The organism is Streptomyces sp. DT224 (assembly GCF_049844595.1).
In the GTDB taxonomy this organism is placed as follows: Bacteria; Actinomycetota; Actinomycetes; order Streptomycetales; family Streptomycetaceae; genus Streptomyces.
Map to the genome: position 1 here is coordinate 46,348 of NZ_JBNCLI010000001.1, position 13,378 is coordinate 59,725.

General features: G+C 72.7%; 12 protein-coding genes. 11 read left to right on the forward strand and 1 reads right to left on the reverse strand.

Features of this window, described 5'->3' with window-relative positions; translation table 11 throughout:
• The first annotated feature begins 7 nt into the window (after positions 1 to 7).
• The 3 genes from ACLQ2N_RS00205 to ACLQ2N_RS00215 all read left to right on the forward strand — a co-directional run bounded on the left by ACLQ2N_RS00205 (position 8) and on the right by ACLQ2N_RS00215 (position 3,494).
• On the forward strand, positions 8 to 985 hold the full coding sequence (locus tag ACLQ2N_RS00205; RefSeq protein ID WP_425808263.1) for an ABC transporter ATP-binding protein: 978 nt from the start codon (positions 8 to 10) through the stop codon (positions 983 to 985).
• Positions 975 to 2,252, forward strand: coding sequence for an ABC transporter ATP-binding protein (locus tag ACLQ2N_RS00210; RefSeq protein ID WP_425808264.1), 1,278 nt, complete (start codon positions 975 to 977; stop codon positions 2,250 to 2,252). Before ACLQ2N_RS00205 ends, ACLQ2N_RS00210 begins: the two co-directional genes overlap by 11 nt.
• A 180-nt stretch (positions 2,253 to 2,432) precedes the next feature.
• Positions 2,433 to 3,494: a hypothetical protein gene (locus ACLQ2N_RS00215; RefSeq protein WP_425808265.1), complete on the forward strand. Its 1,062-nt coding sequence runs from the start codon at positions 2,433 to 2,435 to the stop codon at positions 3,492 to 3,494.
• A gap of 17 nt (positions 3,495 to 3,511) precedes the next feature.
• On the opposite strand, the gene ACLQ2N_RS00220 is transcribed toward ACLQ2N_RS00215, so the two are convergent.
• Positions 3,512 to 5,593 carry a prolyl oligopeptidase family serine peptidase gene (locus ACLQ2N_RS00220; RefSeq protein WP_425808946.1) on the reverse strand — a complete coding sequence of 694 codons (2,082 nt, stop codon included), beginning with the start codon at positions 5,591 to 5,593 and terminating at the stop codon, positions 3,512 to 3,514.
• Between the two features lie 208 nt (positions 5,594 to 5,801).
• Here ACLQ2N_RS00220 and ACLQ2N_RS00225 point away from each other — a divergent pair, with 208 nt between their 5' ends.
• The 8 genes from ACLQ2N_RS00225 (at position 5,802) to ACLQ2N_RS00260 (ending at position 13,366) form a co-directional block, all read left to right on the forward strand.
• The gene (locus ACLQ2N_RS00225; protein ID WP_365677963.1) at positions 5,802 to 5,996 is read left to right on the forward strand and encodes a hypothetical protein; all 195 of its coding nucleotides are present in this window, start codon (positions 5,802 to 5,804) and stop codon (positions 5,994 to 5,996) included.
• Positions 5,997 to 6,061: 65 nt separating this feature from the next.
• Complete coding sequence (gene mshB, locus ACLQ2N_RS00230; protein ID WP_425808266.1) at positions 6,062 to 6,961, forward strand: N-acetyl-1-D-myo-inositol-2-amino-2-deoxy-alpha-D-glucopyranoside deacetylase; 900 nt, start codon at positions 6,062 to 6,064, stop codon at positions 6,959 to 6,961.
• Entirely contained in the window at positions 6,958 to 7,413 is a 456-nt protein-coding gene (locus ACLQ2N_RS00235; protein ID WP_425808267.1) for a DUF6113 family protein, read from the forward strand. The genes mshB and ACLQ2N_RS00235 overlap by 4 nt, the downstream gene beginning before the upstream one ends.
• Positions 7,414 to 7,577: 164 nt before the next feature.
• Positions 7,578 to 9,689, forward strand: coding sequence for a peptidoglycan binding domain-containing protein (locus ACLQ2N_RS00240; protein ID WP_425808268.1), 2,112 nt, complete (start codon positions 7,578 to 7,580; stop codon positions 9,687 to 9,689).
• A gap of 206 nt (positions 9,690 to 9,895) precedes the next feature.
• Complete coding sequence (locus ACLQ2N_RS00245; RefSeq protein ID WP_425808269.1) at positions 9,896 to 10,831, forward strand: ABC transporter ATP-binding protein; 936 nt, start codon at positions 9,896 to 9,898, stop codon at positions 10,829 to 10,831.
• The gene (locus tag ACLQ2N_RS00250) at positions 10,828 to 11,583 is read left to right on the forward strand and encodes an ABC transporter permease (protein ID WP_425808270.1); all 756 of its coding nucleotides are present in this window, start codon (positions 10,828 to 10,830) and stop codon (positions 11,581 to 11,583) included. The genes ACLQ2N_RS00245 and ACLQ2N_RS00250 overlap by 4 nt, the downstream gene beginning before the upstream one ends.
• Positions 11,580 to 12,758 carry a sensor histidine kinase gene (locus ACLQ2N_RS00255; RefSeq protein WP_425808271.1) on the forward strand — a complete coding sequence of 393 codons (1,179 nt, stop codon included), beginning with the start codon at positions 11,580 to 11,582 and terminating at the stop codon, positions 12,756 to 12,758. The genes ACLQ2N_RS00250 and ACLQ2N_RS00255 overlap by 4 nt, the downstream gene beginning before the upstream one ends.
• Positions 12,755 to 13,366, forward strand: coding sequence for a response regulator transcription factor (locus ACLQ2N_RS00260; protein WP_361033469.1), 612 nt, complete (start codon positions 12,755 to 12,757; stop codon positions 13,364 to 13,366). The genes ACLQ2N_RS00255 and ACLQ2N_RS00260 overlap by 4 nt, the downstream gene beginning before the upstream one ends.
• Positions 13,367 to 13,378: the final 12 nt, after the last annotated feature.

Below are 13,378 nucleotides of genomic sequence, written 5' to 3' on the forward strand. Positions count from 1 at the left end.
CGCTGCCATGTTGCTCGAAGTGCGCGATCTGCACGTGGAGTTCCACACCCGGGACGGGGTCGTCAAGGCCGTCAACGGGGTCAACTACTCGGTGGCCGAGGGCGAGACGCTGGCGGTGCTCGGCGAATCCGGCTCCGGCAAGTCGGTCACCGCACAGGCGGTCATGGGCATCCTCGACATGCCCCCGGGGAAGATCCCGCAGGGCGAGATCCTGTTCAAGGGCCGCGACCTGCTGACGATGAAGAAGGAGGAGCGCCGGAAGATCCGCGGCCAGGAGATGGCCATGATCTTCCAGGACGCGCTGTCCTCCCTCAACCCCGTGCTGACCGTCGGCGAGCAGCTCGGCGAGATGTACGTGGTGCACCGCGGGATGTCCCGCAAGGACGCGAAGGCCAAGGCCGTCGAGCTGATGGACCGGGTCCGCATCCCCGCCGCCAAGGAGCGGGTGGGCAACTACCCGCACCAGTTCTCCGGCGGGATGCGCCAGCGCATCATGATCGCCATGGCGCTCGCCCTGGAGCCCTCCCTGATCATCGCCGACGAGCCGACCACCGCGCTCGACGTGACCGTCCAGGCCCAGGTGATGGACCTCCTCGCGGAGCTCCAGCGCGAACTCAACATGGGCCTGATCCTCATCACCCACGACCTCGGTGTGGTCGCGGACGTCGCCGACAAGATCGCCGTGATGTACGCGGGCCGGATCGTCGAGACCTCGCCCGTGCACGACATCTACAAGGCACCCGCTCACCCCTACACCAAGGGTCTGCTGGCCTCGATCCCGCGCCTGGACCAGAAGGGCCAGGAGCTGTACGCGATCAAGGGGCTGCCGCCCAACCTGCTGCACATCCCGCCGGGCTGCGCCTTCAACCCGCGCTGCCCGATGGCCCAGGACGTCTGCCGCACCGACGTGCCGCCGCTCTACGACGTGGCCGAGCACCGACAGAGCGCCTGCCACTTCTGGAAGGAGACGCTCGATGCACGCTGACCACTCGGGGCGCAAGGAAGCCCGCGAGGAGGGCGAGACGGCGCGCACCCTGCTGTCCACGTCGCGCCAGGAGAGCGCGTACGCGGGCGGCGAACCGATCCTGGAGGTGCGCGACCTCGTCAAGCACTACCCGCTGACCCAGGGCGTCCTCATCAAGAAGCAGGTCGGCGCGGTCAAGGCCGTCGACGGCGTCACCTTCGACCTCGGGGCCGGCGAGACGCTGGGCGTGGTGGGGGAGTCCGGCTGCGGCAAGTCGACGGTCGCCCGGCTGCTCGTGCACCTGGAGCAGCCGACGGCCGGCTCCATCCGGTACAAGGGCGAGGACATCACCAAGCTGTCCGGGCGCGCGCTCAAGGCCGTCCGGCGCAACATCCAGATGGTGTTCCAGGACCCGTACACCTCGCTCAACCCGCGCATGACGGTCGGCGACATCATCGGGGAGCCGTACGAGATCCACCCGGAGGTGGCCCCCAAGGGCGACCGGCGGCGCAAGGTGCAGGACCTGCTTGACGTGGTGGGTCTCAACCCGGAGTACATCAACCGCTACCCGCACCAGTTCTCCGGCGGCCAGCGCCAGCGCATCGGCATCGCCCGCGGCCTCGCGCTCAACCCGGAGATCATCGTCGCCGACGAACCGGTCTCCGCGCTCGACGTCTCCGTCCAGGCGCAGGTCGTCAACCTGCTGGACCGGCTCCAGGCCGAGTTCAGGCTGAGCTACGTCTTCATCGCGCACGACCTGTCGATCGTGCGGCACATCTCCGACCGGGTCGGCGTGATGTACCTGGGCCGGTTCGTGGAGATCGGCACCGACGCGGAGATCTACGACCACCCCACGCACCCGTACACGCAGGCGCTGCTCTCCGCCGTGCCGGTGCCGGACCCCGCGGCGCGGGAGTACCGCGAGCGGATCATCCTGCACGGCGACGTGCCGTCCCCGGCCAATCCGCCCTCCGGGTGCCGCTTCCGCACCCGCTGCTGGAAGGCGCAGAAGCGGTGCGAACTGGAGGTGCCGCTGCTGGCGGTCCCGGCGGCCTTCCTGGACGTGGACAGCCCGGCCCGGCACGCCTCCGCCTGCCACTTCGCGGAGGAGAAGCGGGTGGTCCCGCCTGAGGGCACACTCGATTCCGTGCCGGGGGAGGGCGGCCAGGAGGAAGCGGCGGAGCGGGCGGCCGAGGCGGCGGAGGCCCCGGAGGCCGCCGAGCAGCCCGGACCGGCGGACCGCGACGAGGGCCCGCCCCCGCCGTCCGGGAGCAGCCGGGCCCTCTGACGCGGCGTTAACACATGGGCAACGTCCCCGATATACGGACGCGGCATCATCGACAACGTACGGCCGTGCGGGTGCCGTGGAACCGGCCGGTGGGGTGTGACGCCCCCCGGCCGGTCGCCGTACGGGCGGCCGGTGCAGGCCCTCTTGTCCGGAGGGCGGACGCACGGAAGTATCGCCGGTGTGATACTCACCCGCGGAGCAAGAGTCACCGGAGCCGTCCTGTCCGCCGTGCTCGCGGTGATCGTCGCGAGCTGGCTGATACGGGACGTCGATGCGATCGGTTTCGGACAACTGTGGCGCTACTGGGCCGGGTTGTACGACAACGGGATGCAGGCCGTCCCCACGACCTCGGGCACGGACCTCGTCCTGTTCGTGGTGTACGTCGCCGTCACCGTGGCCGCGCTGCGCACCGCCTCCGCCGCCTCCGCGCTCGTCGTCGCCGGTGTGGTCACCCTCACCGTGCGGCTCCCCGGACTCTGGACCATCGGCACCCGCCGGATGGAGACCGCGTACTCCGACGACCTGCGCTCACGGGCCCTGATCTGCGCCTTCGTTGCCGTCGCCGCGGCCGCCGCGATGATCATCACCGCAGGGGCGGGCCGTCGCCCGCCCGCCGACTCCTACGAGCGGACGCCGACCGGGCCGGGCCCCGGCGCGGGCGTGCTGGCGTTCCTGGCGCTGGGCGCCGGCGGGGTCGTGCTGATCGCCTGGGAGATCCGCCAGATCGTCCGGGACCCGGAGCTGTTCCCCGACTGGTACGTGGGCGGCGACCGGATCGGGCAGTACCTGACCGGTCCGCCGCCGGGCTGGGGCACCGTGATGCTGGCGCTGCTGTGCGTGGCCGCCGGGATCAGCGCCGTGGCCCGGGCCCCGCACGCCCGCCCGTTCGGCCTGGTGGCAGCGGCGGTGCTGCTGCCGGGCGGGGTGTCCGGGGTGGTCCGGATCGTGCACTACGACATGCTGGAGCACTTCGGCGACCTGTCGACCGAGCTCCAGCTCAGCCTGCTCAGCTCGTTCTTCCAGGCACTCGCCGCCGTGACCGCGCTCATCGCCCTCGCCCTTCCGGGCCAGGTCCGCGCCCCGGGCCGGGACCCGTGGACCGGCAGCGGCCCGGGCTGGGGCCCGACTCCGGCCACGCAGCCCCCCTACCCCGGACAGCGGCCCGGCTACGGCTACCCGCAGGGCGGCAGCGGCGGATTCGGCCCGCCCCCACCGCCCTCACAGCCGCCGCCCGGCTGGTAGCCGCCGGACACGGCCTGCTAAAGCCCCAGCGACCGCTTCAGGAAGTCCACCTGGAGCAGCAGCAGGTTCTCGGCCACCTTCTCCTGCGGGGTCATGTGGGTCACCCCGCTCAGCGGCAGCACCTCGTGCGGCCGGCCCGCGGCGAGCAGCGCCGACGACAGCCGCAGGCTGTGCGCGACGACCACGTTGTCGTCCGCGAGACCGTGGATGATCAGCATGGGCCGCACCTGCTCGGCCGCCTCCGACAGGCCCGCGTCGGTGATCAGCGAGTTGTGCGCGTACACCTCCGGAGCCTCCGCCGGGTCGCCCAGGTAGCGCTCGGTGTAGTGGGTGTCGTAGAGCCGCTGGTCGGTCACCGGGGCGCCGACGACCGCCGCGTGGAAGACGTCGGGCCGTCGCAGCGCGGCCAGCCCGGCCAGGAAGCCGCCGAACGACCAGCCCCGGACCGCCACCCGGTCCAGGTCCAGCGGGAAGTGCTCCGCGAGCGCGTGCAGGGCCTCCACCTGGTCGTCGAGACTGAGCGCCAGATCGTTCTTGACCGCCTTCTCCCAGGCCGGTGAACGACCGGGCGTCCCCCGCCCGTCCGCGACGACGACCGCGAAACCCTGGTCCGCGAACCACTGCGAGGTGAGATGCGGGTTGTGGGCGGCCACGACCCGCCGGCCGTGCGGTCCGCCGTACGGGTCCATGAGGACCGGAAGCGGACCGTCCGACTCCGAGTACCCGGTGGGGAGCAACACGGCGCACGGAATGCGCCGTGCGCCCCCTTCGGTGAACACCGGCCGCGCGGTCAGCACCGGGCGCTCCGCACGGTTCTCCACGACGGCGATCTCCTTGCCGTCCCGCAGCACCCGCGCCGTCGCCCCCGGCTGCTCCGGCGTCGCCGAGACCAGCACCGTCACCCGGCCCGACCGGACCGCCGTGTGCACACCGACGCCCTCGGAGACCCGCTCGACGCCCAGCTCGTTGACCCGGTACACATGGCTCTCGCCGGTCTCCGGCTCCGCCGCCTCAGCGCCCGCCGACGCCGACACCAGGACGTCGGAGTCCCCGATGTCCAGCACCGACTGGACGTGCAACTGGGCCCCGGTCAGCGTCCGGTCGCCGACCGCGAGCCGCCGCGCCCCGCCCTCGTCCGTGATCCGCACGAGCCGCCCGTCCGGCGCCCACGCGGGCACCCCGGGGAACAGCTCCAGCCAGACCGGGTCCTCGTCCACGTGCACGGTCCGGGTCGCCCCGGTCTCCGGGTCCACCGCCAGGTACAGCTGGCTCCGCTGGTCCCGGGCCTGGACGAGGAGGAGCGGAGCCCCGTACGAGGACCAGTGCACCCGCGCCAGATACGGGAACCGGTCCCGGTCCCACACCACTTCGGTGCGCTTGCCCTCCAGGTCCACGACGTGGAGCCCCACCACCGCGTTGGGCGTGCCCGCCGCGGGGTACGCGACCTCGGCCGGCTTGCGCTCGGGATGCGCGGAGTCGGCGATCCACCACCGCCGCACGGGGCTGTCGTCCACCCGGGCCACCAGCAGCCGGTCGGACTCCGGCGACCACCAGAAGCCCCGGTTGCGGCTCATCTCCTCGGCCGCGATGAACTCCGCGAGCCCGTAGGTGACATGGCCGTCCTCCGGCTCCGCGAGCGCCCGGTCCGCCTCGCCGTCCACCCCGACGACCCGCAGGGCACCCTTGGACACATAGGCGACGTGTCGCCCGTCCGGGGAGGGGCGCGGGTCGATCACCGGGCCGGGAACGGGCAGCGCGCGCGCCCCGCCCGCGCCCAGAGCGACGACGTACACCTTCCCGGAGAGCGCGAACGCGGCCAGTTCGGCGGACCCGTCCAGCGCGTAGCCCACGATCCCCGACGAGCCCTCGCGGCTGCGCTCCCGCCGGGCGCGCTCCTGCGCCGACAGACGCTCCTGCGAACCGCCCAGCAGGGCCGCCGGATCGGCCACCAGGCGTTCTCGCGGCCCGGTGCCCTCGTCGAGGTCCAGCACCCAGAGCTGCCCCGAGCGGTCCGTACCCGAACCGGAGCACAGGTAGACCACGCGTCCACCGTCGGGTGACACCGTGAACGCGCGCGGTGCCCCAAGGGTGAATCTCATGGTCCGGGCCAACTGGAGCGGAAACGTGATCTCTGACGAAGTCATGCGCCGAACCTATCGGCCGCGCCCGTCCGTGCGCCCCTCGTGCTGCTGTGCCCCGAACAATGCGTTGCCACGGATAGTTATGATCCGTAGCGCTCGGTGGGTATGAACCTGCTGGCTCCACGCGTGCTGCCCGTCCCGACCGTACAGATGGAGGTGAACCGCCGTGGCGCTCTCGATTTCGGCGGTGGTGCTGCTGGCGATCATCGTCTTCCTGCTGATCCGGAAGTCCGGACTGAAAGGAGGACATGCGGTCGTCTGCGCGCTGCTCGGTTTCTATCTCGCCAGTTCGTCCATCGCACCCACCATCTCCGAGGTGACGACGAACGTGGCGGGCATGATCGGCGGCATCAAGTTCTGACGCGGTCACCCGTCGGAGGGCGGCCGTCGGAGGGCGGCCGTCGCGGGAACTCGTAGGCTGGTCCCATGACGGACCTTCCCGCCCGGCGGCTGCTCCTGGTGCACGCGCACCCGGACGACGAGTCGATCAACAACGGCGCCACCATGGCCAGGTACGCGGCCGAGGGCGCCCTGGTCACGCTGGTGACCTGCACGCTCGGCGAGGAGGGCGAGATCATCCCGCCCGCGCTCGCCCACCTCGCCGCCGACCGCGACGACGCACTGGGCGCGTACCGCACCGGCGAACTGGCGGCGGCCATGAAGGAGCTGGGCGTCACCGACCACCGCTTCCTCGGCGGCCGGGGCCGCTACCGGGACTCCGGGATGATGGGCACCGAGCAGAACCGCCGCCCCGGCGCCTTCTGGTCGGCCGACCTCGACGAGGCCGCCGGGCACCTCGTCGACGTGATCCGCGAGGTGCGGCCCCAGGTCCTCGTGACGTACGACCCCGACGGGGGCTACGGGCACCCCGACCACATCCAGGCCCACCGGGTCGCCACCCGCGCCGCGGAGCTGGCCGCCGACGCCGCGTACCGCCCCGGCTCCGGCGCCCCGCACGCCGTCGCGAAGGTCTACTGGAACCGGGTGCCGCGCTCGGCCGCCGAGGAGGCGTTCGCCGCGCTGCGTGCCGAGGCCCCGGACGCGTTCCCGGGGATCGCCGAGATCGGCGACGTACCGGGTGTGGTGGACGACGACCGGATCACCACCGTGATCGACGGCGCCGGCCACGAGGACGCGAAGGCCGCCGCGATGCGGGCGCACGCCACCCAGATCGCCGTCCGGGAGCCGTACTTCGCCCTGTCGAACGACCTCGGGCAGCCCCTGTTCACCACGGAGTACTACGAGTTGGTCGCCGGCGTCCCGGGCGCACCGGCGGGCGAACGCGAACAGGACCTCTTCGCGGGCGTGCCGGGGACGGACCGGTGAGCGGCAGCAGCAGGGCGCGGGCCGGCGGCAGCCGGATGGAAGCGCAGAAGAAGGACGTTCCGGCCGGCGGCATGGCCGCACCCCTCAACCCCGTCCGGATCGCCGCCCTGTTCGGGCTCGCGGTCCTCGGCGCCGTCGTGGGCATCGCCGGAGCGCTCGTCCAGCCCGCCTGGTTCCCCGGCGGGCTGCTGCTCGCCCTGGCGGCGGCGGCCGGCCTCTTCTACGGCGGGCGCACGCTGACGGGCACCCAGCCCGGAGCGGTGGCACCGGCGGCGGGATGGCTGGTTTCGGTCGTCTTTCTGCTCAGCGGGCGGCCCGAAGGGGACTATGTCTTCGGTGACGCGCTCGGTCTCGGGCTCTTCATGCTGGGCGGAATGGCCATCGCTGTGATCTGTGCCACCATGCCGCGATCGTCCGGGCAGCGGGCCGAAAGCGGCCGACCTGCCAAGTAATGTGCTCCGTCCGATCCCGTAATGCCCCCTGCCCGTCCGGGGGGTGCGCAGTCGTTTCCCCCGGTCGCGGGGTGTGTACCGGCGGCGGCCAGTATGGTGGTTCGCGCGCCCGGGCTGCGGCACGGGGGAAGTACGGGCGGCGGAGCCAATCGGGAGAACCTGCTTTGAGTCGTGAAACTGACAGTTCGTCCTCCGGGCCCCAGGGTCGCGGAGGAGCCGCGTACCCCTCGGGTACGCCGCCGTACGGATCCCGCCAGTATCCGTCGACGCACCCGTCGCAGGACGCCCCGGAAGGGTCCCGGGAACCCGGCGGCGCGGACCGGCCCGACGAGCCGAAGACCGAGACGACGCTGACGACGCGCATCCGGATCAACATCCCGGGCTCGCGCCCCATCCCGCCCGTTGTCATGCGTACGCCCATGGGCGACGCCGATGCCGAGGGCGAGCGCACCGGCTCGACCCCGCGTCCGGGCGCGTCCGCGCCGGGCGGCGCACCGCGGACGCCCCAGGCGCCGAGCGCGGAGAGCGGCGAGGACGCGGACCCGGCGGAGTCCGCCGAGAAGCCGGCCAAGGAGAAGAGCGGCAGCGACTGGTTCGCCCCCCGCAAGCCCCCGGCGGCCGCCAAGCCCCCGACGGACGGACGGCCCGGCGGCGACACGGACGGCGCGGGTTTCCCGGCGCCGGGCGGTGCCGGTGACCAGGGTGCGGTGGGTGCCCCGGCTGGATCCGGCGGGTTCGGTGGGGCCGGTGTCACGGGTGGGCCTGGCGGTGCTGGTGGCCCCGGCGCACCGGCCGGTCACGGCGCTCCGGGCGGTCCTGCCGGTCCCGGCCCCGGCCGTGTCTCCCCGCCCTCCGGCCCCCGTACCGACCTGCCGTACTTCTCGGACGGCCCGCAGCGCGACTTCCCGGAGGACCGGGGCGGCCCGCGCTCCACCCCCGACCTGGGCGTCCGCACCCCCGGCCCGGCCGGCCCCACCACGGGCCCGGCCGCCGGCACCTCGCCGCTCACCCCGAACCTCGACGGCCATGGGCCCTTCCAGCCCGGCCCCGGCCCGCTGAACCCGGGCGGCCCCGGGCAGGGCGGTGTGCCGCCGCGCATGTCCGACGACACCGCCATCCTCACCCCGCAGTTCGGCCCGTTTCCGGCCGGCCCCGACGGCAACGTCTCGGGTGACACGCTGAACAGCGGCATCCCCGTCGGGCCCGGTGACCGCAACGGCCCGGGCGACCCGATGGGCACCGGACCCGCTGGCCCGGGCGGCCCCGGTGCCGCGGCGCCGCAGCCGGCCCCGGCGGCCCGCCCCGCGCCGAAGCCGGCGCCCGTCAAGAAGGGCCGCTCGAAGCTGGTCCTGCTCGGCGTGGCGGCCGTCTGCCTGCTCGGTGTCGCGTACGGCGCCGGACTCCTGATGAACCACTCCGACGTACCCAAGGGCACCACGGTCCTCGGCGTCGACATCGGCGGCGGCACGAAGGAGGACGGCGTCGAGAAGCTGGACGCCGCGCTCGCCAAGCGCGCCGCGACCCCGCTCAAGCTGACCGTGGACGGCAAGGAGACGGCGCTCGCCCCGGACAAGGCCGGCCTCTCCCTGGACAGCCAGGCCACGGTGCGCGCCGCGGCCGGCAGCGACTACAACCCGGTCTCCGTGATCGGCTCGCTCTTCGGCGGCGCGCGGACCGTCGATCCGGTCTTCCCGGTGGACGAGGAGAAGCTGGGCGTCGCCCTCCAGGACCTGGCCGGCGCCTCGGGCACCGTGAAGGACGGCACCATCAAGTTCGAGCCGGGCAAGGCCGTCGCCGTACCGGGCAAGGCCGGCAAGGCGATCGACGTGAACAAGGCGATGGGCTCCGTCCGGGACGCCTACCGCGCCCAGGTCGAGACCGGCAGCGCCAGGACCGTCGAACTGCCCGTCGTCACCAAGGAACCCTCCATCACCCAGGCCGAACTGGACCGGGCGATGAAGGAGTTCGCGGAGCCCGCGATGTCCGGGCTCGTCCGCATCAGGGCGGGCGGCAAGGAGATCCCGTTCGGCCCGGCCAAGTCGCTGCCGCAGATCCTGTCGATGAAGGCGGTCGACGGGAAGCTGGTCGACGTCTACGACAAGGAGGCCATCGACCGGCTCTGCGCCGGTGTCTTCGACGGCATCATGATCACCAAGGGTGACGGCAAGAAGCACCAGCTCAGCGCGGACGACGTGGCCTATGCCATGAAGGGCGCGCTGCTGGGGAAGACCCCGGCCGAGCGCACGGTCACGATCGACCTCGACGGCAACGGCTGACCCGCCGTCACCCCGTGCCACCCGCCCCCGACCGGACCCCGGCCGGGGGCGGCGGCGTGAACGGGCGGAACCGGTCCCCGGCCCGGGGCCGTCGTCCCCGCACCCGGCCCCGTGCACCCGTCACCCCCGGCGCATGACATCTGTCATCCCGGATCCACGACTGCCGGCCCTGCCGCGCGCACCCCCCGGTCGGCCAGGCTGGACGCATGACAACGACAGCCACCGGAGCGACCGCGACGAGGACCGCGGTGGTCAGCTTCGACCAGGTCAGCAAGGTCTACGGGGACGTGCGCGCCGTCGACGGGCTCACCCTGGACCTGCATCCCGGCGAGACCGTGGCCCTCCTCGGCCCCAACGGAGCCGGCAAGTCCTCCACCCTCGACCTGCTCCTCGGCCTGCGCACCGCCGACTCCGGCACGGTCAGCCTCTTCGGCACCACCCCGCAGGCGGCCATCAAGGCCGGCCGGGTCGGCGCCATGCTGCAGAGCGGCGGCCTGATGGAGGACGTCACCGTCGAGGAACTGGTCCGGCTGGCCTGCGACCTGCACCCGCGCCCCCACCCGGCCGACGAGGTGCTGGCCCGGGCGGGCATCGCGTCGATCGCCGGCCGGATGGTCAACAAGCTCTCCGGCGGCCAGGAGCAGCGCGTACGGTTCGCGCTGGCCACCGCGGGTGCCAACGACCTCATCGTCCTCGACGAGCCGACGACCGGCATGGACGTCACCGCCCGCCAGGCGTTCTGGGCGACCATGCGCGAGCAGGCCGAGCAGGGCCGTACCGTCCTGTTCGCCACCCACTACCTCGAAGAGGCCGACGCGATCGCCGACCGCGTCCTCGTCCTGCACAAGGGCCGCCTCCTCGCCGACGGGACCGCCGCCGAGATCAAGGCGAAGGCCGGGGCCCGCCGGATCTCCTTCGAGCTGGAGGGCGCGATCGACCGGGCCGCCCTGCGCGCCCTGCCGTTCCTCGCCTCGCTCGACGTCAACGGCCGGCGGGTGCGCATCCAGTCGCACAACGCCGACGCGACCGTGCACGCCCTCTACGGTCTCGGTCTGTACCCGCGCGAGCTGGAAGTCGCCGGGCTCGGCCTGGAACAGGCATTCGTCGCCATCACCGAGGCCGAGGAGGCCAGGACCGCATGATGAATCTCTTCTCCGGGACGCTGATCCGGCTCGAAGTCACCCGCACCCTGCGGAACAAGAAGTTCATGTTCTTCTCGGTCATCTACCCGTCGGTGATCTACCTGCTGATCTCCGGCACCCAGAACGACACCGCCACGATCCCGCACACCGATCTGACCCTCCAGTCCTTCTTCATGGTCTCCATGGCGTCCTTCGGCGCGCTGACCGCCGTCCTCATGGGCAACAGCGAGCGCATCGCCAAGGAGCGCGAGAAGGGCTGGGTCCGCCAGCTGCGGCTGACCGCGCTGCCCGGCCGGGGCTACGTCCTCGCGAAGATCGCCAGCGCGGCCATGGTCACCCTGCCGTGCATCGTCGTCGTCTTCCTCGTGGCCGCCTCGGTCAAACACGTCCGCTTCGACCTCTGGCAGTGGTTCGCGCTGACCGGAGTCATCTGGGCCGGCTCCCTGGTGTTCGCCGCGCTCGGCGTCGCCATCGGCTACCTCACCAGCGGGGACGCGGTCCGCCCGGTCACGATGATCATCTACTTCGGGCTCTCCATCCTCGGCGGCCTCTGGATGCCCAGCGCGACCTTCCCGCAGTGGCTCCAGAACATCTCCGAGTGGCTTCCCACACACGCGTACGCTGCACTCGGCCAGGCCGTCGAGATGGGCGGCGCGCCGCACGCCAAGGACGTCGCCGTCCTCTGTGCCTACTTCCTGCTCTTCGCGGGCGGCGCGGCCTGGCTCTACCGGAAGGACACCTTGAAGGCGTGAGTGACGACAAGATGTCGGTGGGTCTCGGGCGGCCGCCCGCGACCGCCCGGCAGGCCGGGATCAAGCTGCTGTGGATCGGCATCTGGCTCGCCTTCATGAGCGCGCCGGTCAAGGACCTCGCCGACGGCAACCACACCCCGTGGGCGACCGCGCTCGGCGCCCTCGGGCTGCTGGTCTTCGTCGGCGCCTACCTGGTCCTGGTCTTCCGGCACACGTCCAAGGCGCTCGACCCCTTCCGGGTCCGTGGATCGCTCGCCTTCCTCGGCGCGATCGCGCTCCTGATGGCGTCGACGTTCGGCACCCCCTGGCTCGTCCTGTTCGTGTACGTGTCGGTCTCGGTCGGCGCTACCCTTCCGCTGCGCACCGCCCGCTGGCTGATTCCGGCCGTCACCGCCGTCATGGTGGGCGTCGGCGCGACCCTGGAGCACCCGCGCGAGATCGTCACCGCCCTGGTCTTCCCCGCCCTGCTGGGCGGCTTCGCGATGACGGGCGTACGGCAGTTGGTCCGCACCACGGTCGAGCTGCGCCAGGCCCGGGCCACCGTCGCCCAGCTCGCCGCCAACGAGGAGCGCCTGCGCCTCGCCCGCGATCTGCACGACCTGCTGGGCCACTCCCTCTCGCTGATCACCCTCAAGAGCGAGCTGGCCGGCCGGATGCTCCCCGACCGGCCCGAACTGGCGGCCGCCCAGGTCGCGGACATCGAACAGGTCAGCCGCCAGGCCCTGGTGGACGTACGCAGTGCCGTCACCGGATACCGCCGGCCCACCCTCCCCGGCGAACTGGCCGGGGCGCGCACGGCGCTGGCCGCCGCCGGGGTCGACGCCGACGTCCCGGCCGACACCCCGGACGGGCTGCCCGACAAGGCGGAGGAGGTGCTCGCGTGGGGACTGCGGGAGGCGGTCACCAACGTCGTGCGCCACAGCGGCGCGCACCGCTGCACGGTGACCCTGGCTCCCCGTCAGACGCTGGACGGGCGGGTGCTCGAACTGACCGTCGCCGACGACGGCCGGGGCGGCACCGGAACCACGCCCGGCAACGGCCTCACCGGGCTCACCGAACGCCTCGCCTCGGTCGGCGGCACCCTCACCACCCGGGCCACCCAGCCCCGTTCGGGCAAAGGCTTCACCATGGTCCTGAGCGTTCCGTTCGAATCCGGCCTAGGATCCGCGGAATGAGCATGATCAGACTTCTCCTCGCGGAGGACCAGTCCATGGTGCGCGAGGCCCTGGCGGCGCTCCTCGGCCTGGAACCGGACATCGAGGTGGTCGCCCAGGTCGCCCGGGGCGACGAGGTCCTGGCGGCGGCCCGCGAACACTCCGTCGACGTGGCCCTCCTGGACATCGAGATGCCCGGCATGACCGGCATCGAGGCGACGGCCCGGCTCCGCGAGGCCCTGCCGGACGTGAAGGTCGTGGTCGTCACGACGTTCGGCCGGCCCGGCTATCTGCGCCGCGCCATGGAGTCGGGCGCCGACGCCTTCCTGGTCAAGGACGCCCCCGCGTCCCAGCTCGCCGAAGCGGTACGCAAGGTGCTCGCCGGTGAACGGGTCATCGACCCCGGCCTCGCCGCCGCCGCCCTCGCCGACGGCGCCAACCCGCTGACCGACCGCGAGAGCGAGGTCCTGCGCACCGCCGCCGACGGCTCGACCAACGCGGAGATCGCCGCCGCCCTCCACCTCTCCCAGGGCACCGTCCGCAACTACCTCTCCATGGCGATCCAGAAGCTGGCCGCCCGCAACCGCGCCGAGGCGGTCCGCATGGCGCGCGAGAAGGGCTGGCTGTAGGGCCCGTCGCGG